Here is a 19,060-nt window from a genome sequence, read left to right as displayed (position 1 = left end):
GGGAGTATCGTGTCGTTGCCGGAGCAGCTTCAGACCGTCGTCGAAAATCTGAAAAGCCTGGGGCCGCGGCGCCTCGCCATGATGGGTGGCGTCTTGGCGCTGGTCATGGCGGTGATTGTCGCCGGCGCCCTCTATCTCAACCGCCCCGCGTACGAGACGCTCTATGTCGGCCTGGAGCGTTCGGACGTGAACCAGATAGGCCTCGTGCTCGGCGAGGCGGGTATCGGCTTCGACGTGATTTCGGACGGCACCGCGGTGCTGGTGCCGGCCGGCAAGACGGCGCAGGCGCGCATGCTGCTCGCCGAAAAGGGCCTGCCGACCAGCACCAATGCCGGCTACGAGCTCTTTGACAATGTCGGCTCGCTGGGGCTGACCACCTTCATGCAGGAGGTGACGCGCGTACGCGCGCTGGAGGGCGAGATCGCCCGCACCATCCAGTCGATCTCCGGCGTCAGGGCCGCGCGTGTGCACATCGTCATGGCCGAGCGCGGCAATTTCCGCCGCGAAGAACAAGAGCCTTCCGCCTCCGTCGTCATCCGCGCCACCGGCCTCAACGGCGTCGACAAGGCCGCGGCCATCCGCTACTTGGTCTCCGCCGCCGTGCCGGGACTGGAGGCGGAGAAGGTGACCGTGCTCGATTCCTCGGGCGCGTTGCTCGCCGCCGGCGACGATCCCGCCAACAACACCGCCCAGCGCTCCATCGGCATCGAGCGTACGGTAGAGAACCAGGTGGAAGAGAACATCCGCCGCGCGCTCGCGCCCTATCTCGGCCCCGACAATTTCCGCGCCAGCGTCAAGGCCACGGTCAACACCGACGCCCGCCAGGTGGAGGAGATCATCTACGATCCGGATTCGCGCGTCGAGCGCTCCGTTCAGATCGTGCGCTCCAGCGACAACGCCACCCAGGAAACGGCAGCCACGCCGACGACCGTGCTCCAGAACCTGCCGCAAGAGGAAACGCCTGCCGCCGAATTGCCACGCTCCACTGAGGAGCGCGAACGGCGCGAAGAGACCACCAACTACGAACTCAACACCAAGCGCATCGCCACCACCAGCAACGGCTATCAGGTCTCCAAGCTCTCCATCGCCGTGGTGGTGAACCAGGCTCGCCTTGCAGCCATCCTCGGCGAGGGCGCCGCGCCCGATCAGGTGCAGGCGCGGATCGAGGAGATCCAGGCGGTCGTGGCCTCTGCCACCGGCTACAGCGAAACGCGCGGTGATGTGCTGAACGTCACCGCGGTCGAGTTCATCGACGGGCTCGATGGGGTGGAGATCGTCGAACCCGGCCCGCTGGCCTTCGTCAGCCAGCACGCCGGCACGCTGATCAACGCCGCCGCCTTCGTACTCGTCGCCTTCCTCGTCACCTGGTTCGGGCTGAAGCCGCTCGGCACCGCGTTGACGCGGCCTGCCACCGCCGGTGAGCTGGAGTTGGAGGCCGCGCAGCGCTCGCTACCCAACCCCGCCGGCGAGGCGCGTCTGCCCGCTGCCGGTGATGAGGATGCTGACAGCCCGGAGATGGAAGAAGAAAGCCAGGATTTCCGGCTGAAGATCAGGCCGGCGCCGCAAGCGCGCCTTGCCCGCATGGTCGATCTTAGCGAGGAGCGCACGGCCCACATCCTGCGCAAATGGGCACGCGCCGAAGCGGAGGCCGCAGGCTGATGCCATTAGCTGCCCTCGCCGACGCGCTGCCGGATTTCGGCGCCGGAGCACCCGCCCCCGCCGAGCGAAAGCCCGCCGCGGACGAGGCCTTTGGAACGCTGCGAGAGTCAGCCCCACCGCCTGCCCCGGCCGCTGCAGCCGAACGACGGCCGACGATCGAGGAGATCGTTGCGAAAGCCGAAGCCGCGCTTGCCGAGCGCCTGGAGCGGGAGCATGAGGAAAAGCTTGCGGCCGAGCGCGAACGCCACGCCGCCGAGATGGAGGCGGCGGTGAGCCGCCTCGGTGAGGAGGCCGGTGCTGCCATCGCCGCCCGCTTCACAGAAATGCAGCGTGAGGTGGCAACGCTCACAGGCGCGCTCACGGCGCACATTCTCGGCGCCGTGCTTACCGAAGACCTGCAGAAGCGCGCCGTCAACGAGCTCGCGCGCATCGTCGAGGCGGCGCTGGACGACCGTGAGGCGGTACGCATACGCATCCGTGGCACCACGCTTCTGTGCAACGCCCTGAAGGGCAAGCTCGGCGAACGCGCCCAGCAGGTGAGCTTTACCGAGGCGCCCGGCTTCGACCTGACGGCCGAGATAGATGAGAGCCTGTTCGAAACGCGCCTTGCCGAATGGTCCGAGGCGCTGGCCGAGGTCCTGTCATGAGCATGGCCGACGGCGAGGAGCGCCATCCGGAAATCATCATCGTGCGCCGCGGCGGCGACGATGTCGACGAGGGCCATCATGGGGGGGTATGGAAGATCGCCTTCGCCGATTTCATGACGGCGATGATGTGCTTCTTCCTCGTCATGTGGCTCATCAATGCCGCTAACGAGCAGACGCGCGCCGCTCTCGCCAGCTACTTCAACCCGGTCAAGCTCATCGACCGCAACACCAATCGCAAGGGCTTGGAAGAGATCGGTCAGGGCCCGCAAGCAACGTCGAGCGACACGGACGCGGAAAAGATCACCAACACCCCGGCCGGCGAAAACGACAAGACCTCCGGCCCCTCGACCTTCAAGAACTCGGCCGATCTCGCCGACACGCGCAAATATTCCGATCAGAACTTCTTCTCCAACCCCTATTCGGTGCTCGCGGAGATTGCCGCCGACATCGGCACCGAGCAAAACATCTCCGAAAAGGGCGAAGGCGGTCAGCAGGACGCCGGCCCCTCCTCCGGCGCCTCCGGGGGCGAAGCCTACCGCGATCCCTTCGCGCCGGACTTCTGGTCGCAGCAGGTCGCCGTCCCGCAGATCGGCGTCGAAGGCGATCCCGACGAGGCCCGCGAGCAGCCCGCCGGCGCCGACGCGGAAGCCACTGAGACCGGCAAGCACCTGCTGACAGCCGACGAGGCGGAGTTCGAACCGGAGAGCCAGCAGGAAGAGATCGCCGCGCTCGCACCCGTCCCCCAGGTGGAGCCGCTTGCAGGCCAATCGAAAGAGGCTGAGCAGGCGCGCGATATAGAAGAGGCACAAGAAGCCGAAATCACCGAGACGCGCGAGAAAACCGCCGACGCCGTGCGTGCGGAGATCATGGAAGCGCTGGAGAGCGAGGGGCTCAATACCTCCGTCGCCGTAACCTCGGGAGAGGACGGCGTGCTGATCTCCGTCACCGACGAGGTGAAAAACGGCATGTTCGCCGTCGGCTCTGCAGTGCCGGTGCGCCAGCTCGTGCTGGCCATGGAAAAGATTGGCCGCACGCTCGCCGAACGCCCAGGCGCCATCCGCGTGCACGGCCATACCGACGCGCGGCCGTTCAACAGCGGTGATTACGACAACTGGCGGCTCTCCACCGCGCGCGCCCATGCGGCGCAGTACATGCTGGTGCGCGGCGGCTTGAACGAGGCCCGCATAGCGGAAGTGGCGGGCTTTGCGGACCGACGCCTGAAGCTGCCCGACGACCCCCTGGCCGACGCCAACCGCCGCATCGATATCCTGCTGGAGGTGCCGCGATGAAGCGATACCTCGGCGCCGTTGCCCTCGCCGCCATGCTCTCCGGCCAAGCCCTGGCCGGCGGGCTGCAGCCCTTTCAGATGGTACGCTCGCTGCAGCGCGTGCAGGACCGGATCGCCGACGGCGACCACGCCGCCCTGCCCATGCAACGCAAGCTTTTGGGCATCATCGACGAACGCCTGCGCGCCGCCGCGCCGGAGGAGTTCGACGACCCACGCAACTTCCACGCGCTCCTCGTATACGGTGCCAGCGGCGGCAATCCCGCGACCCTCGACATGGCCGTCTCGCGCCTCGCCCTGGAAGGCACAGAGCGCACGCTGGGCGATGGCCTCGTGCGCTACACCCGCGGTGATTTCTCCGGCGCACGTGAGATCTTGCGCGACATCGAGCCGCTGGCGGTAGCCGATGAGTTATCGGCCCCGCTGGCGCTGGTGATCGGCTCGCTCCTGGTGCAGGAAAATCCAGCAGGCGCGCTTCACCTGTTCGATAAGGCGCGGCTGCTGAGCCCCGGCACTCTGATCGAAGAGGCAGCACTGCGCCGCAGCATCGCCGTCAGCGCCACGCTGCACGACATCGACCGATTTGCATTGGCAGCCTCGCAGTATGTCCGCCGCTTCCTGCATTCCCCCTATGCCAGCCAGTTCGCCGAGGCTTTCGTCTCCGCCATCATCACGCTGCACAAAGAGGTCGATCTCGGGCTGATCGAGGAGGTGGCGGCGGAGATGAACGCCGAGCAGGCGCAGGCCATCTACCTGCGGATCGCCCGCCAAAGCGCCATCGAGGGCCACCAAAGACTGCTCGCCTTCGCCTCCCGCAATGCCGAGAAATACGTGGCCGAGGAACAAGAAGAGAGCGACCCGCGCGCCGTCCTCTACGCCAACGTCGCCTCCGTGACGTCGCAGAATGCGGGCGAGGTCCTGGAGACACTGAAGGGCATCGATGCGCGGCGCCTTTCCGCAAACGACCGGCGACTACTGAAAGCGGCGACGGAGATTGCCGAGAGAGTGGTGGCGCGCCCGGTCTCCCTGAAGACCATGGCGCAAGAAGAGGCATCGCTCGCGAATGCAGAGAACACCGCCTTCGTCGCCGACACACTGGAAAGGCTGCAAGCGATCGATGCGCTGCTTAAGGAGGAGAGACCATGACCGAGGCCGTGAAAGCCACCGGCTCGGCCGCCATCTTCGGTGCACGGGAAGGCACGCGCGGCAATAAGGGACCGTCCCTCCAGCTCCCGGCCTTTAGCGATGCCTTGCTGGAGAACGCCGACAAGGTTCCGACCTTACGGCGGGAACCGGACAGCCGCGCATGGCGCCTCGCCGGTCTCGCCGAAAAGCTCTCCCTGCCCTTGCAACGCCAGGCCGGCACATCGGAGGAAGAAGGCGAAGCCCTCGACATGCTGCCGGTGACAAAGAACGTGCCGGAGCAGGAGGATGGGGAATCCAAAACTGCCCCCACCACCGATGAAGCGGAAGACAATAAAGTCGCGGCCAGTGTGGATCCCGTAAAAGCAGAAGCGGCCGTGCCGGAGCGAAAGGACGCAAGCTCCGACAAACCGGCCACCACCCTCCCATCATCCGCGTCGGCCGATGCGCCGGATACGAACGACACAGCCATCCCCCGCGACAGTGCACTGCCCGCCAACGTACCCACCGCCGACAAGGGCAACACCCGGCAGACCCCGCAGGAATCCTCTCCGCCCAAAGCCGAGCAGCCGGCGCCACCGCGCGCAACGGACGGCGGCGAGCCCTCCACAAAGGCCGCCACCCGTGCCGCCTCGGCACTGGCGGCGCAGGACGGTGCCATGCAGGACAGGCCCTCCGGCGGCGGCCGCCAGGACGCCGAAAACGGCAAGCCGCCGGTGCGCGTGGTAAGCGTTCAGTCCGCGCCCGCACCGGCCTCCCCTCTCGGCACGAGCCCCACGAGCGCCGCCCTGATCTCCACGCTCGAGACCAGCCCCGCCTTCGCAACAGCCGCGACCGAATCCGCCAAAGCCATTGCCGCCAGCGGGCAGCGCGGAAACGAAACCCTGCACACCCTGAAAATCCAGCTTCACCCGGCCGAACTCGGCTCCGTGACGGCTCGCCTCAGCATTTCCGGCGATAAACTTTTGGTTGAATTGCAGGTCGAGACCGTGGAGGCCCGGCAGAAGCTCAACGCCGACGGCGAAGCCATGACGCGGGCGCTGCGTGCGCTCGGCTATGAGGTGGACCGCGTAACCGTCCAGCAGATGCCGAGCGGTGCGAATGCCAACACGGGCGGCGGCACGAGCGGCCGCGAACCCGGCTTCCATCCCACCGCCGGCGAAGGACGGCAAGGTGGAGGCGCACGCGGTGAAGGCGACGGCAGAAGTGAACGGCACGGCGCCGGAGGAAGGGGCGAGGAACATCGCGATGCTGATGCGGGCCGCGGTCTTTATATCTAGCCTACTCTTCTCGACCGCCCTCGCCGCCGCCAATCCGTGCGAGGCCGAGATCCTGCGCGCAGCACAGAAATACGACGTTCCGCCCGGCATTCTCTATTCGGTTGGCCTCACGGAAACCGGCGTGAAAGGCAGCCTGCAGCCCTATGCATTGAATATCCAGGGCAAGGCCGTCTTCGCCCGTAGCGCCAGGGCGGCGGCAAAGGAATTCGCCAAGGCGCGAGAGCGCGGCGTCAAGCTGATCGACCTCGGCTGCATGCAGATCAACCACCACTACCACGGCGACCGGTTCCGCAGCATCGCCGAGATGCTCGACCCACGCCGCAACGTCGACTACGCCGCCCGCTTCCTCACACATCTGAAGCGGCAACACGGAACCTGGTCCATGGCCGTCGCACGCTATCACGCAGGGCCTGACAACGATCCGGCGCAGAAGCGCTACCTGTGCCGGGTCATCACCAACATGGTCGCCACCGGCTTCGGCGAGTGGACACCTCAAGCGCGCGCATTCTGCCACTCCTGATTGAAAAAGCCATTCGCATCGTCGGATCGGAAACTCCCTAAAGATTTGTTACCAAAATTAATAGTTGTGCAGGATTCCTCTCACCGGGTACCTCTTGGTGGGGTAACTGATTCGGAGGCGGGCTGATGATTGTCGTGGTTGACGAGCGCGAACTCGTAACCGAGGGGTATACATCACTTTTCGGCCGGGAAGGCGTTGCCACGGCGAGTTTCGGACCCGGCGAATTCAGCGAATGGGTGGAAACGGCGGCCGAGGACGACCTGAAGGCGGTCAGCGCCTTTCTGCTCGGCCAATGCGACACGCCGGAGAAGCCGGCGCGAAGCATCCGCGACAGGTCGAACGCCCCGGTCATCGCATTGAGCGAGCAGAACTCGCTCGAAGACACGCTGCGGCTTTTCGAATACGGCGTCGACGACGTGGTGCGCAAGCCGGTGCATGTGCGCGAAATCCTCGCCCGCATCGCCGCCATCAGCCGCCGCACCCAGCAGCAGGAGACGAACTTTACCGAGGTCGGGCCGATGCGCATCTACGCCGACGGCCGCGATCCGGAGATTGACGGCGAGCCCCTGCCCCTGCCGCGCCGCGAGCGGCGCATTCTCGAATACCTCGCGGTCAACGCTTCACGCCGCGTGACCAAGACGCAGATCTTCAATGCCATCTACGGCATCTTCGACGAAGAGGTCGAAGAAAACGTGGTGGAAAGCCATATCAGCAAGCTGCGCAAGAAACTGCGCACCAAGCTGGGCTTCGATCCCATCGAATCCAAGCGCTACCTCGGATACCGGCTGATCACCTGAGCATTGGGCGGGCGACAGACCAGCTTCGCGCAAGCCCCGCAGGCTAGTCTTTGTCCTGAATGCGCAAAGCCACGAGAGGTCCGCGATGAGTCTGTATGGCATGATGAGAACCGGCGTGTCCGGCATGAACGGCCAGGCCAACCGGCTGTCCACGGTCGCCGACAACATCGCCAATTCCAGCACCAACGGCTACAAGCGGGCGAAGACCGAGTTCTCCACGCTGGTCGTACCAAGCACATCCGGCTCTTACAATTCCGGCGGCGTCACCACATCGGTGCGCAACCTGATCTCCACGCAAGGTGTGCTGCAATACACCACCTCTGTGACCGACCTGGCTGTCGAGGGCGACGGCTTCTTCGTCGTGCAGGATTCGGGCGGCCAGCCCTATCTCACACGCGCCGGCTCTTTCGTCCTCGACGGCGAAGGCCGCTTGGTCAACGCGGCCGGCTTCCAGTTGATGGGCTACAGCTACGCAAACGGCGCACCGGCCCCGACGGCAAACGGCTATGCAGGCCTGGAGCCCGTCACCATCACCCAGGCGGAGATCGTGGCCACGCCGTCCCGCAACGGCGTCTTCGCCGGCAACCTGCCGCTCGATGCTGACGTCGTCGCCGACCTGCCTTCGGGCAACACGGCGACCGCGCAATACTCGGCCAAGACCTCGCTGGTCGCCTATGGCAACCGCGGCGAGGAGGTCCTGCTCGACGTCTATTTCACCAAGACGGCCGATGACACCTGGGAAGTCGCCGTCTTTGACCGCGCCGATGCAGCGGCCGACACCTCCTTCCCCTATGCCTCGGGCCCCCTGGCCACAGAGACGCTCACCTTCGACGCGACGACCGGCAAGCTCACCGGCCCTACCACCGGCATCACCATACCGGTCCCCGGCGGTGACAATCTGGATCTCGACCTGTCCAGCCTCACCCAGCTCGACTCCGCCTTCGCCGTTGCCGATGCCAAGGTGGACGGCACGCCACCCAGCGGCATCGAGAGCGTCGAGATCGGCACCGACGGCATCGTCTATGCGCAATACTCCGACGGCTCTTTCCGCCCGCTCTACCGCATCCCGCTGGCCACGGTGCCGAGCCCGGATCAGTTGCAGGTTGTCTCGGGCAACGTCTTTGCCGAAGGCGCGAATTCCGGCGCAGTGCGCATCGGACTTGCCGGAGAGGCGGGGCTTGGGAAGATCGTCTCGGGGGCGCTGGAGAACTCCAACGTCGACATCGCCCAGGAGCTCACCGACATGATCGAATCCCAGCGCAGCTACACGGCGAATTCGAAGGTCTTCCAGACCGGCTCCGAGCTCATGGAGCTTCTGGTGAATCTGAAAAGGTAACTGACGTGAAGAGGGGTCGAGAAAGGAAGCAATGTCGCTTACGTCCGCACTGAGTACCGCCCAATCGGCGCTGTTCAACACATCGCGCCAAACCAGCATCGTCTCGCGAAACGTCGCCGAGGCCTCCAACCCGGACTATGCGCGCCGCTCCGGCATCACCACCAGCACCGCGCCCGGCGCTCGCATCAGCGGCGTCCAGCGGGCGACCGATGACGTACTCTTCCGCCACAACCTTTCCGCCCTCTCCGGCTGGGAGGGCCAGTCCGCCCTGTCGCGGGGTCTCGACACGCTGAAGTCCCGGGTGAACGGCGTTGACAACGCCACCTCCCCGGCATCCGCGCTCAACAAGCTGCAGGAGGCCTTGCAGACCTACGCCGCCGCGCCCTCCAACGGCACCGTGGCCCAAAGCGCGCTCGAAGCAGCGCACGGCATAGTCCGCTCCCTCAACAACGGAACCGCCGCCGTCCAGTCCTTCCGCGCCGATGTCGACCGCGAGATCGCCATCTCCGTAGAAGAATTAAACCGGCTCCTGGCCGACTTCGAGGCAGCCAACAAGGAGGTGACCTCCGGCACCCGCACCGGCCGCGACGTTTCCGATGCGTTCGACCGGCGAGACGCGCTCCTGAAGAAGATCTCGGCCTATGTGCCGGTCTCCACCATCACCCGCGCCGACAACGACATGGTCGTGCTGACGGCCGACGGCGTGACGCTGTTCGAAACCGTCGCACGCCCCGTCACCTTCACCCCCAACAACACCTACACCGCCGGCACGGCCGGCAACGCGATCTACATCGACGGTGTGCCGCTTGCCGCCGGCAACGGCGGCAACACGACCGCCTCGGGCAGCCTCGCTGCAAACCTGCAATTACGCGATGAGGTGGCCGTCGGGATGCAGCGCCAGCTCGACGAGATCGCCCGCGGTCTGATCTCCGCCTTCGCCGAGACCGATCCCGGCGGCGCCCTCGCCGATGCGGCAGGTCTGTTCACCTGGCCCGGCGGCCCCGGCCTGCCGGCAGGCGGCGCGCTGGAAGACGGGCTGGCCGGCAATATCCAGCTCAATGCCGCCTTCGAGGCCGATCCCACTCTGCTGCGCGACGGTGGCGCCAACGGCGCCGGCTATGTCCACAATACCGAGGGCGGAGCATCCTACGCCGACCTTCTCAACGCCTATCTCGCCAAGCTCGACGAGCCCGCGGGCTTCGATCCGGCCGCCGGCCTCGGCGCCACGCTAAGTCTCACCGCCTTCTCCAGCCAGTCCATCGGCTGGCTTGAAAGCCTGCGGAAGGATGCCGCCAGCGGCGTGGAGGCCAAGGAAGCATTGGCCACGCACACGGCCACCGCACTTTCCAACGCCACCGGCGTCAACATCGACGAGGAGATGGCGCTGCTGCTCGACCTCGAGCATGCCTATGAGGCCTCGGCTCGGCTGATGAGCGTGGTCGACGAGATGCTGTACACGCTGATGGAGATCGCGCGCTAGCCATGAAAACCTCTTTCATCTCCACCTCCAGCATTTCGCAGACCCTGCGCTACCAGATGATGCGTATGCAGGTGGAGCTTGCCGACCGCCAGCAGGAAGCCACCACCGGTCGTGCAGCCGACCCCGGTGTGACGCTCGGCGCCCGCGCCGGCGTCAGCTTCTCCATGACCCGCGACATGGCGCGGCTGGAAAGCCTGATCGACGCCAACGGCCTGGCCTCCGGTCGGCTCGCGGCCACGCAAAACAGCCTGGATCAACTCGGTGGCATCGCCCAGGACATGCTGGAGGCGCTGACCGCCGCCTCCTCCGGGGACAGCGAGCCACAGGTCATCCGCGCCAGCGCCAGGCAGGCGCTGAGTGCGATGACGAGCATCCTCAACAGCAATCTGAACGGCGAATACCTGTTCGCGGGCATCAACACCGACGTGAAGCCGCTCAACGACTTCACCGATCCCGCTTCGCCCAATAAGGCGCAGTTCGACACGCTTTTCTCCACCCATTTCGGCTTCGCCCAGTCCGACCCCGCCGCCGCAAACATCACCGGCGCGGAAATGGCTGCATTCCTCGACGACCTGGAGGCGAGCTTCATGGGCACCGGCTGGGCCGATTGGTCCGAAGCTTCGGACCAGAAGATCACCAGCCGCATTACCCTCAACGAGACCGCCGAGACCTCGACCACGGCCAACGGCCCGGGCATGCGCAAGCTGGCCATGGCCACCGCGGCGCTCACCGATCTGATGCAGATACCCCTCGGCGACGAGGCGCTGCAAACGCTCTACGGGCGCACCACCGAGCTGGTCGGCGCGGCGGTGGCCGATTTCGCGCACACGCAGTCTGAGGTCGGCCTTGCCCAAACCCGTGTCGAAGAGGCCAGCGAACGTATCTCCTCGCAGATCGACCTGTTCAACACATTGGTCACGGATCTCGAAGGCGTCGACCCGTTCGAGGCCGCCACCAAGGTCAACGACCTCCTGACCCAGATCGAAACCGCCTACGCGCTGACCGCCCGCATCCAGCAGCTCAGCCTCTTACGATATCTGTGACGACATATCCGTGACGACCAGGAAGCGAGACCTCAGAGCCCATGTACCAGTTTTCCTATAGCGAGGTTCAGACGGATTCGGTTGCCGACGCGAAGGACCGCGAGCGCCAGTTGCTGACGCGCTCGATCGACCTTCTCACCACCGCCCGCGACGCCGGACCGAACGCCGGCGAGGCGACCGAGGCCATCCTGTTCATGAACCGGGTGTGGACCTCCCTCATCAGCGATCTGGGCAGCCCGGACAACGAGCTGCCCAAGGAGCTGCGCGCCAACCTGATCTCCATCGGCCTTTGGCTCTTGCGCGAGGGCGAGGAGGTGCGCCAGGGCCGCTCGGACAATTTCGACGGGCTTATCGAGGTCTCGCAGATCATCCGCGACGGGCTGAAATGACCAATACCCTTAAGATATCGCTCAAGGCAGGCGAAAAGATCTACGTCAACGGCGCCGTCATCAAGGTCGACCGCAAGGTCTCACTCGAGTTCCTGAACGACGTGCAGTTCCTGCTGCAGAACCACGTCCTCCAGCCCGAGGACGCGAAGACGCCGCTGCGCCAGCTCTATTTCGTCGTGCAGATCATGCTGATGAACCCCGACGGCGGGGACAGGGCGCAAAAACTCTTCCGCCAGACTCTTTCCAACCTGCTTTCCGTATTCCGCAACGAGCGCGTGCTGGCCGGGCTGAAGCGCATCGACACACTCGTATGCGAGGGCGAGGTCTACGAGGCGCTGAAGGCGATCCGCGCCCTCTATCCGCTGGAAGACGAAATCCTGGAAGGGCCGCGCCGACAAGCAGAAACCGTCTTCGCCAAGGCCGTAGGGGAATAGAGATGAACGTATCGACCGTAACCGGCACCACACAGAACCAGACCAGCGCCGCCGCACCGCAGACGGTGGACTACCAGTCCTTCCTCAAGCTGCTCGTCGCCGAAATGAAGAACCAGGACCCCACGAGCCCGATGGAATCCACCGACTACGTGGCCCAGCTCGCCTCGTTCTCCCAGGTCGAACAGTCGGTGCAGATCAACGACAAGCTGGAGCAGATCCTCGCCGCCGCCTCCCTCTCCCAGGCAAGCGGCCTCGTCGGCCGCGAGATCACCTCTTCCGACGGCACGGTGACGGGGACCGTCTCGGAAGTGAAGCTCTACAGCGACGGCGTCGTCGCCACGCTCGAAAGCGGCCAGGAGGTGATCGTCGGCCCCGGCGTCGTCATCCGCTAGAGATGAACGAGGCCGACGCCCTCGACATCGTCCAATACGCCATCTGGACGGTGCTGATCGCCGCCAGCCCGGCGGTGATCGTCGCCATGGTCGTCGGCATCGGCATCGCCCTCGTCCAGGCACTCACCCAGGTACAGGAAATCACCCTCACCTTCGTCCCCAAGATCGTCGCCATCCTCCTCGCCGTGGCGTTTTCCGGCCCATTCGTGGGCGCGCAGATATCGTCCTTCACGACGGTGATCTTTCAAAGGATCCAGAACGGGTTTTAGGCGGGGCGGGAAAAAATGGTGTGAAAAAAGGTTTGGTTGTATTGTTCTTCAAAAGTTTAGCGGAAAAGAGATGCAGATTTTAATCACAGTTTGAGCCAGAGTGCTGGGCCTGTAGACGAAATTGGCGCACGTAACGGCACGTGTTGGACCCAGAGGAGACCTTGCTCTCCTCGATGCTAAATGTCCGCTCGCACCCTCCCGCGAAGCGGGTTCGTGCATGGTGGAAGCGGAACGTCCGTTTTCGGACAAGTGTTCTGGGATGCTGTCGCCCGTCGAGTTCGAACGGCAACTGGAAATGTAACCCGAGGCGTCCAAGAAACTCGGGGCTATTCACTATCGCTGCTGGATGCCACTTCAGTGGCAGGTCAGTGCAGCCAAGATCTCCTCAAAACGAACAAAGACGAATGACTGACTTACTTGTCCCCCCGTTGTGAGCGAATTTGGTCGTCGGTGAATAAAGACCAAACGGCGAAGAACAGGGCAGCAATCAGCGGGCCGATGACAAACCCGTTCATTCCAATAATCGCGATCCCGCCGAGGGTGGAAATAAGGACTACGTAGTCGGGCAGGCGCGTACCCTTTCCAACCAGTGGTGGCCGTAACAAGTTGTCGATCATGCTGATGATCAACACGCCCACCGAAAGCAGAATGGCACCCTTCAGATACTGACCCGATATCAGCAGATAGGCTGCGACTGGTCCCCAGACTAGAAAGGCACCTATGGCCGGCAGAAGCGACAACACCGCCATGAGAACACCCCAGAGAAGCGCGGCCTCAATCCCGAGCATCCAGAACGCGATGCCTCCGATAGCTCCTTGGATAATCGCGATAATCACGTTTCCCCTGACGGTTGCCTTCACGACCTCACTGAACTTTCCCAGTATGTGATTGGTATGATGGTCGCTGAGCGGACTGGCTTTGCGGATCGTGGCCGCCAACCTGGGGCCGTCTCGAAACAGGAAGAAGAGCAGGTAAAGCATTATACCGAGGCTAATGAAAAGCTGAGCTGTTCCCTGCCCAATGGACACTATTCTTGTGGCGATAGCTTGGGCGGCTTCGCCCAGGAATGAGGTCAGCCGAGTTTGAATCTCCTCAAAACTGCCGAGATTGAATACTGCGAGCCCATCCACAATGAAGGAGGGCAAAGCGCTATGAAAATTCTCCAGTATTAGGGCGAGATCCAACTCTCGCGTACTGATGCGATTATAGAGGCTGGTCGTCTCCTGGGCGAGCGACGCGAGGATCAGCGAGCCAGGGATGACCACAATGCAAATGCAGGCCAATAGAGTTAGCATAGCCGCAAGGTTTCGCCGACCGCCAAGTCGTCTCTCAAGACTGCGATGCAGCGGATTGAACAACAGCGCGAGAATTACAGCCCATAGTACTGCCCCGTAAAATGGCAGGAGCAGCCAGACGAAAGCTGCAGTCACGAAGACCACTACAGTGGCAAAACTGATTCCCTGCACAGTCGGCGTCAAAGACAGATATCCTTTCCTGCGACCTAGGCCCAGTAATCCTTATCATGCCTACAACAGGCGCTGTCGTACACTCTGGAATGTAGAGGTCTCTCACGTGAAGGACGCGTGGCGGCGATGTCTGGAGAAAGTCCACTTTTACCGTGCCGGGTTCGTTCCTCGGCGACTTTCGTACGCCTCCGGCACCCGAAACTCTTCACGTCAGCGAAACGACCGCTTGTTGCTAACTCCATCCTGATAGCGGACGGGCAGCTTTCGGCCCCGCTGCAGTTGTTCGAAAAAACAATCTAACTGGCATCTTCCGGCGCATCCTCCCGGTTAAGCACAAGAGAACTCTCCCTCTCCTCCCCAACCCTCGCACAAGCTTCGCCCCCTATCCTGCCTGCCCGATGGAGGCGTGAATGGCGTTGAGCGAGGGTGTTTTAGGGACTGAGCCGCGCAGGCATGGGCGGGATGTCGGGTTTGCGCTGGGGGTGGTGGTTATCCTGGCCATCCTGTTCCTGCCGATCCCCCCTTTCCTCATCGATATCGGCTTGGCCTTTTCCGTCGCCTTTTCCGTGCTGATCCTGATGGTGGCGCTGTGGATCCAGCGGCCGCTCGACTTCTCCTCCTTCCCGACGATCCTGTTGATCGCCACCATGATGCGGCTTTCGCTCAACATCGCGACGACGCGCATGATCCTCTCGGAGGGGCATGAGGGGGTGAATGCGGCGGGCTATGTGATCGGCGGCTTCTCCAAGCTGGTGATGAGCGGCGATTTCGTGATCGGGCTCATCGTCTTTCTGATCCTGATCGTGGTGAACTTCGTCGTCATCACCAAAGGCTCCACCCGCATCGCCGAGGTGGGCGCGCGGTTTACGCTGGACGCCATTCCCGGCAAGCAGATGTCGATCGACGCCGACCTTTCGGCCGGCATGATCGACGAGAAGGAGGCGCAGCGCAGACGCCGTGAGCTGGAGGAGGAGAGCTCCTTCTTCGGCGCCATGGACGGCGCATCGAAATTCGTGCGCGGCGATGCGATCGCAGGGCTGCTGATTACCGCAATCAACATCGTCGGCGGCATCGCCATCGGCTATTCGCGCCACGGGATGAACCTTTCGGAAGCTTCCGACGTCTTCACCAAGCTTTCGGTGGGGGACGGGCTGGTCTCGCAGATCCCCGCACTCATCGTCTCTCTGGCCGCCGGCCTGCTCGTCTCCAAGGGCGGCACGCGCGGCTCGGCCGACCAGGCGGTGTTCGGGCAGTTGAGCGCCTATCCGCGCGCGCTCTTCGTGGCGGCGATGCTGCTGACCATCCTGGCGCTGACGCCGGGCCTGCCGGCCGTGCCCTTCCTGGCGCTCGCCGGCACGATGGCCGGGCTCGGCTATCTCTTGCCACGCCGGGAGCGGCAGCGCGAGGAGGCCGCCGCCGAGACCGCGCGCCAGGAGAAGCTCGACGCCGTCGAGGAAGAGGCCAACTCGGTCAAATCCTCGCTCAAGACGGCGGAGATCGAGCTTCTCATCGGCAAGCAGCTTTCCACCCGGCTCATCGCCTCGCACCAGGAACTCGCCTTCCGCATGAACAAGATGCGCAAGAAATTCGCCGCGCAATACGGCTTCGTGGTGCCCGAGGTGCGACTCACCGACGATTTCACCATCCCGCCCAAGAGCTACCGCATCAATATCCACGGCACGGTGGTGGCCGAACATCGCCTCCGCGTCGGCGAATTGATGGTGCTCCTGGGCGGCAAGCCCGCGCCCGACCTGCCGGGCGAGGAGGTGAAGGAGCCCGCCTTCGGCCTGCGCGCCTACTCGGTCTCCGACATGTTCGCGGAAGAGCTGAAGAACAAGCAGCTCGCCTATGCCGACAACATGTCGGTGCTCCTCACCCACCTCTCCGAGGTGATCCGCAACAACCTGCCGCAGCTTCTCTCCTACAAGGACATGAAGGCGCTGATCGACCGGCTCGACCCGGAATACCGCAAGCTCTCCGATGAAATCTGCTCCTCGCACATCACCTATCCGGGCCTCCAGGCGGTGTTGAAGCTGCTCCTCGCCGAGCGCATCTCCATCCGCAACCTGCACCTGATCATCGAGGCCATCGCCGAGATCGCCCCGCATATCCGCCGCACTGAGCAGATCGTCGAGCACGTGCGCATCCGCATGGCGCAGCAGATCTGCGGCGATCTGAGCGAGGGCGGCGTCCTCAAGGTGCTGCGCCTCGGCAACCGCTGGGACCTCGCCTTCCACCAGGCGCTGAAGCGCGACGGAAAGGGCGAAGTGCGCGAGTTCGACATCGACCCGCGCCAGCTCGAGGAATTCGGCCAGGAAGCGGGCAAGGTCATCCGCACCCACATCGACGCCGGCGAACGTTTCGTGTTGGTGACGGCACCCGAAGCCCGGCCCTACGTCCGCATGATCGTCGAGCGCCTGTTCCCAACCCTGCCGGTGCTGAGCCACGTCGAGATCGCCAAGGGCGTGGAGATCAACGTTCTGGGGTCTGTCTCCTAACCGTCGATGCCAAGCCCCTTCACGCCCCCCTCTGTCCTGCCGGACATCTCCCCCACATGGGGGGAGATCAGCCGCCGCATCGGCTTTCGCCAACCGCCGGCGCTACAGAACAGGTGCCGGAGCAACCGGCCAGCGCAATCTCCTCCCTCGTGGGGGAGATGTCCGGCAGGACAGAGGGGGGCTCGAAAGAGTGCGATCGTTCCCTCTCCCCCACCCCATGGGCGAATGCGGTAACCCATGCTGGAAACCGCCATCCTCGCCGCCTTCCTCGCATTCTGCCGCATCGGCGCCTGTTTCCTCTTCCTGCCGGGCCTCGGCAGCGCCCGCGTTCCCGCGCAAGTGCGCCTCTTCGTCGCCGTCGGCGCCTCGCTGGCGCTGCTCGCGCATCTGTGGGAGGCGATCGTGCCCCATGTCTCGCGCCAGCCCCAGACAATGCTCGTCCTCATCGGCTCGGAGCTCCTCATCGGCGCGCTGATCGGCCTCGTCGCGCGCTTCTACGTGCTGGCGCTCCAGTTCATCGGCGCCGCCATGGCGATGATGATGGGCTACGGCATGGCCGGCGGCGGCGTGGCGGTGGAGGAGAACGAGCCGCAGCCGGAAGTCGCCACCCTCATCTCCTTTTCCGCGCTGCTTCTGCTTTTCGTGTTCGATTTCCACCACGCCATCATCCAGGCGCTGGTGGCCTCCTACAGGCTGGCGCCCGTCGATGCGCTGTTCAATCCGCAATCGGCGCTTGTCGACCTCTCCGACACGCTCTCCGCGGCCTTCTTCGTGATGATACGGCTCGGCAGCCCCTTCGTGGCCTATGCAATCCTGGTCAACCTCGCCATCGGCTTCATCAACAAGCTGACACCGCAAATCCCCATCTACTTCATCTCGCTGCCTTTCGTCATCGCCGGCGGCTTGATGCTCCTCTACTTCGGCATCGGCACCTTCCTGCGCCTCTTCGCCGACGGCTTCTTCCCAACCACGATCGGCGGATGAGGCGATGACGACGGACAGACGGCAAAGGCTGGCACGGCTCGTGAAACTGCAGGAGCGGCTCAAGGAGCTGCACGAGGCGCGCCGCGCCGCGCATCTGAAGGAAGCGGCCGCGGCCGAAGCCGAGGCAGCCGAGCTTGCCGGGCGCCTGGACGCGCCAGACAGCCTGGCGGCCCTCTTTCCCGCGCTCTATCACGATCGCATCGCCCGCGCCCTTGCCCGCAGGGAGAAGAGCCTCGCGCGGGCTGCCGAGGAGGCCACCATGGTCGCCGCCGCCGGCGCGCGCGCGGATGTGGCCGAGCGCGCCCACACGAGCGCCGTGCGCAGCCACGAAAGGGCGGCCGAGGAAAAAGCCGTGCTGGAGATGCTGGAACACCAGCGCGAGCGTTGAACAGCAAGCCGAGCAAGCCTGCCGCAAGCTTTCCCTGTCATAGTCGACTTATTGAAAACGGTTCGCGGTAGACGCTCGTGGCGATTTCACCCCCCGGCGACATTCTTCTGGACGTGGCGAAGGCGGCCGACCCTGAGAAGGTCGCGGCGGCGCGGGCAAGGCTGAAGGCGCATGCCAACGGTGCGGCCACCGCCTTTGAGGTCGCCGCGCCGGCGGCACGGGCTCAAGCTGCGCCTGCCCGCAGGCCCGAGCACTTCGTGCAGTTCGAAGCCATGGTGCTGCAGAGCTTCCTGCAGAACATGCTGCCGGAGGACACCGCCGCCTTCTACGGCGAAGGCCTGTCCGGCGAGATGTGGCGCGGCCTGCTGGCGCAGGAGCTCGGCAATGCCATGGCCAGGCGCGGCGGCATCGGCATCGCCGACCGCGTGCTCGGCGACCACACGCTGGAGGACGGCAGGAAGGTGCCCGTGGCCGGCGTCTCCTCCGGCCCTGAGGCGGAGGAAGCGGCAAGCCAGGCCTCGCTCGCCGCCAGTCTGATCCAGGAGATCGAACGGCAGACGGCCAAGACCCTCGCGACCGATGCAGCGCCGCCTTCCACCCATGAAGAATAGCCTTTTACCGAGCGGAAGCAGACACTCCCTATGCACGACCTGAAACCCACCGCCAACACCGCCCCCGCCGCTGAAAATATTGTGACAGACGGGCGCACCGGCGCATTGCTCGCCCTCATCGGGCGCATCACCGATGCGATCGAGGCCGAGACGGCGGCGATCCGCACAGACCCGAAATACGACATCAAGGCCTCGAACGCCCGCAAAAGCCGCCATCTCCACGAGCTCGGCAAGGCCTTCAAGGGTATCGTGCCGGAGGACCTCGGCACCGACCACCGCGAGGCCATGCTCCGCCTGCGCGGCAAGCTGGCCGCCAACGAGGCGACGATCCAGGCGCATCTGGGCGCCGTCGGCGAGGTCGCCGCCCTCCTGCAAAAGGCCATCGAGCAAGCGCAGGCGGACGGCACCTATACCGTCCGCGAATTCGGCCGGTAGGGCC

20 protein-coding genes are annotated in these 19,060 nt (G+C 64.5%); 19 read left to right on the top strand and 1 reads right to left on the bottom strand.

Annotated elements, in window-relative coordinates; all coding sequences use genetic code 11:
- The first annotated feature begins 15 nt into the window (after window positions 1-15).
- The 14 genes from fliF to fliQ all read left to right on the top strand — a co-directional run bounded on the left by fliF (window position 16) and on the right by fliQ (window position 12,674).
- Window positions 16-1,659, top strand: a complete 1,644-nt coding sequence (gene fliF / locus N5A92_RS21355) for a flagellar basal-body MS-ring/collar protein FliF (protein WP_260906141.1) — start codon at window positions 16-18, stop codon at window positions 1,657-1,659.
- Window positions 1,659-2,306, top strand: coding sequence for a hypothetical protein (locus N5A92_RS21350; RefSeq protein WP_260906139.1), 648 nt, complete (start codon window positions 1,659-1,661; stop codon window positions 2,304-2,306). Before fliF ends, N5A92_RS21350 begins: the two co-directional genes overlap by 1 nt.
- Window positions 2,303-3,595 carry a MotB family protein gene (locus N5A92_RS21345; RefSeq protein ID WP_260906137.1) on the top strand — a complete coding sequence of 431 codons (1,293 nt, stop codon included), beginning with the start codon at window positions 2,303-2,305 and terminating at the stop codon, window positions 3,593-3,595. Before N5A92_RS21350 ends, N5A92_RS21345 begins: the two co-directional genes overlap by 4 nt.
- Window positions 3,592-4,737, top strand: a complete 1,146-nt coding sequence (locus tag N5A92_RS21340; protein ID WP_260906136.1) for a chemotaxis protein — start codon at window positions 3,592-3,594, stop codon at window positions 4,735-4,737. The genes N5A92_RS21345 and N5A92_RS21340 overlap by 4 nt, the downstream gene beginning before the upstream one ends.
- Complete coding sequence (locus N5A92_RS21335) at window positions 4,734-6,014, top strand: flagellar hook-length control protein FliK (RefSeq protein ID WP_260906135.1); 1,281 nt, start codon at window positions 4,734-4,736, stop codon at window positions 6,012-6,014. Before N5A92_RS21340 ends, N5A92_RS21335 begins: the two co-directional genes overlap by 4 nt.
- On the top strand, window positions 5,983-6,534 hold the full coding sequence (locus N5A92_RS21330; RefSeq protein ID WP_425248626.1) for a transglycosylase SLT domain-containing protein: 552 nt from the start codon (window positions 5,983-5,985) through the stop codon (window positions 6,532-6,534). The genes N5A92_RS21335 and N5A92_RS21330 overlap by 32 nt, the downstream gene beginning before the upstream one ends.
- A gap of 125 nt (window positions 6,535-6,659) precedes the next feature.
- Window positions 6,660-7,331 (top strand): response regulator transcription factor, encoded by a 672-nt coding sequence (locus N5A92_RS21325; protein ID WP_260906134.1) that lies wholly within the window; start codon window positions 6,660-6,662, stop codon window positions 7,329-7,331.
- A gap of 85 nt (window positions 7,332-7,416) precedes the next feature.
- Window positions 7,417-8,667: a flagellar hook protein FlgE gene (locus N5A92_RS21320; protein WP_260906133.1), complete on the top strand. Its 1,251-nt coding sequence runs from the start codon at window positions 7,417-7,419 to the stop codon at window positions 8,665-8,667.
- 31 nt (window positions 8,668-8,698) lie between these two features.
- Window positions 8,699-10,147, top strand: a complete 1,449-nt coding sequence (flgK, locus tag N5A92_RS21315; protein ID WP_260906132.1) for a flagellar hook-associated protein FlgK — start codon at window positions 8,699-8,701, stop codon at window positions 10,145-10,147.
- A gap of 2 nt (window positions 10,148-10,149) precedes the next feature.
- Complete coding sequence (locus tag N5A92_RS21310) at window positions 10,150-11,190, top strand: flagellar hook-associated family protein (protein WP_260906131.1); 1,041 nt, start codon at window positions 10,150-10,152, stop codon at window positions 11,188-11,190.
- Window positions 11,191-11,231: 41 nt separating this feature from the next.
- A complete protein-coding gene (gene flaF, locus N5A92_RS21305) occupies window positions 11,232-11,579 on the top strand; it encodes a flagellar biosynthesis regulator FlaF (RefSeq protein ID WP_260906130.1) in 348 nt (115 codons plus the stop codon).
- On the top strand, window positions 11,576-12,013 hold the full coding sequence (gene flbT / locus N5A92_RS21300; protein WP_260906129.1) for a flagellar biosynthesis repressor FlbT: 438 nt from the start codon (window positions 11,576-11,578) through the stop codon (window positions 12,011-12,013). Before flaF ends, flbT begins: the two co-directional genes overlap by 4 nt.
- 2 nt (window positions 12,014-12,015) lie before the next feature.
- Window positions 12,016-12,405: a flagellar hook assembly protein FlgD gene (gene flgD / locus N5A92_RS21295; RefSeq protein ID WP_260906127.1), complete on the top strand. Its 390-nt coding sequence runs from the start codon at window positions 12,016-12,018 to the stop codon at window positions 12,403-12,405.
- 2 nt (window positions 12,406-12,407) lie between these two features.
- Complete coding sequence (gene fliQ, locus N5A92_RS21290) at window positions 12,408-12,674, top strand: flagellar biosynthesis protein FliQ (RefSeq protein ID WP_260906125.1); 267 nt, start codon at window positions 12,408-12,410, stop codon at window positions 12,672-12,674.
- A gap of 413 nt (window positions 12,675-13,087) precedes the next feature.
- On the opposite strand, the gene N5A92_RS21285 is transcribed toward fliQ, so the two are convergent.
- Entirely contained in the window at window positions 13,088-14,152 is a 1,065-nt protein-coding gene (locus N5A92_RS21285) for an AI-2E family transporter (protein WP_260906123.1), read from the bottom strand.
- 398 nt (window positions 14,153-14,550) lie between these two features.
- On the opposite strand from N5A92_RS21285, the gene flhA reads away from it, so the two are divergent.
- From flhA to N5A92_RS21260, 5 genes are all read left to right on the top strand, one after another.
- Window positions 14,551-16,638 carry a flagellar biosynthesis protein FlhA gene (flhA, locus tag N5A92_RS21280; protein WP_260906122.1) on the top strand — a complete coding sequence of 696 codons (2,088 nt, stop codon included), beginning with the start codon at window positions 14,551-14,553 and terminating at the stop codon, window positions 16,636-16,638.
- 237 nt (window positions 16,639-16,875) lie between these two features.
- Complete coding sequence (gene fliR / locus N5A92_RS21275) at window positions 16,876-17,622, top strand: flagellar biosynthetic protein FliR (protein WP_260906121.1); 747 nt, start codon at window positions 16,876-16,878, stop codon at window positions 17,620-17,622.
- Window positions 17,623-17,626: 4 nt separating this feature from the next.
- The gene (locus N5A92_RS21270) at window positions 17,627-18,010 is read left to right on the top strand and encodes a hypothetical protein (RefSeq protein WP_260906119.1); all 384 of its coding nucleotides are present in this window, start codon (window positions 17,627-17,629) and stop codon (window positions 18,008-18,010) included.
- A 77-nt stretch (window positions 18,011-18,087) separates the two neighbouring features.
- Entirely contained in the window at window positions 18,088-18,621 is a 534-nt protein-coding gene (locus tag N5A92_RS21265; protein WP_260906118.1) for a rod-binding protein, read from the top strand.
- A gap of 30 nt (window positions 18,622-18,651) precedes the next feature.
- On the top strand, window positions 18,652-19,056 hold the full coding sequence (locus tag N5A92_RS21260) for a hypothetical protein (protein WP_252409736.1): 405 nt from the start codon (window positions 18,652-18,654) through the stop codon (window positions 19,054-19,056).
- The last annotated feature ends 4 nt before the right edge of the window (window positions 19,057-19,060 follow it).

This window comes from Chelativorans salis, from assembly GCF_025336525.1.
Classification (GTDB): domain Bacteria; phylum Pseudomonadota; class Alphaproteobacteria; order Rhizobiales; family Rhizobiaceae; genus Chelativorans; species Chelativorans salis.
The sequence above is the reverse complement of the archived record's forward strand: the minus strand, read 5'-3'. Positions and strand labels throughout refer to the sequence as shown.

Bases quoted from the DNA above. Each gene is read 5' to 3' on its own strand.
- N5A92_RS21350 (WP_260906139.1), top strand. From the start codon at position 1,659: ATGCCATTAGCTGCCCTCGCCGACGCGCTGCCGGATTTCGGCGCCGGA.
- N5A92_RS21345 (WP_260906137.1), top strand. From the start codon at position 2,303: ATGAGCATGGCCGACGGCGAGGAGCGCCATCCGGAAATCATCATCGTG.
- N5A92_RS21340 (WP_260906136.1), top strand. From the start codon at position 3,592: ATGAAGCGATACCTCGGCGCCGTTGCCCTCGCCGCCATGCTCTCCGGC.
- N5A92_RS21335 (WP_260906135.1), top strand. From the start codon at position 4,734: ATGACCGAGGCCGTGAAAGCCACCGGCTCGGCCGCCATCTTCGGTGCA.
- N5A92_RS21330 (WP_425248626.1), top strand. From the start codon at position 5,983: ATGCTGATGCGGGCCGCGGTCTTTATATCTAGCCTACTCTTCTCGACC.
- N5A92_RS21325 (WP_260906134.1), top strand. From the start codon at position 6,660: ATGATTGTCGTGGTTGACGAGCGCGAACTCGTAACCGAGGGGTATACA.
- N5A92_RS21320 (WP_260906133.1), top strand. From the start codon at position 7,417: ATGAGTCTGTATGGCATGATGAGAACCGGCGTGTCCGGCATGAACGGC.
- flgK (WP_260906132.1), top strand. From the start codon at position 8,699: ATGTCGCTTACGTCCGCACTGAGTACCGCCCAATCGGCGCTGTTCAAC.
- N5A92_RS21310 (WP_260906131.1), top strand. From the start codon at position 10,150: ATGAAAACCTCTTTCATCTCCACCTCCAGCATTTCGCAGACCCTGCGC.
- flaF (WP_260906130.1), top strand. From the start codon at position 11,232: ATGTACCAGTTTTCCTATAGCGAGGTTCAGACGGATTCGGTTGCCGAC.
- flbT (WP_260906129.1), top strand. From the start codon at position 11,576: ATGACCAATACCCTTAAGATATCGCTCAAGGCAGGCGAAAAGATCTAC.
- flgD (WP_260906127.1), top strand. From the start codon at position 12,016: ATGAACGTATCGACCGTAACCGGCACCACACAGAACCAGACCAGCGCC.
- fliQ (WP_260906125.1), top strand. From the start codon at position 12,408: ATGAACGAGGCCGACGCCCTCGACATCGTCCAATACGCCATCTGGACG.
- flhA (WP_260906122.1), top strand. From the start codon at position 14,551: ATGGCGTTGAGCGAGGGTGTTTTAGGGACTGAGCCGCGCAGGCATGGG.
- fliR (WP_260906121.1), top strand. From the start codon at position 16,876: ATGCTGGAAACCGCCATCCTCGCCGCCTTCCTCGCATTCTGCCGCATC.
- N5A92_RS21270 (WP_260906119.1), top strand. From the start codon at position 17,627: ATGACGACGGACAGACGGCAAAGGCTGGCACGGCTCGTGAAACTGCAG.
- N5A92_RS21260 (WP_252409736.1), top strand. From the start codon at position 18,652: ATGCACGACCTGAAACCCACCGCCAACACCGCCCCCGCCGCTGAAAAT.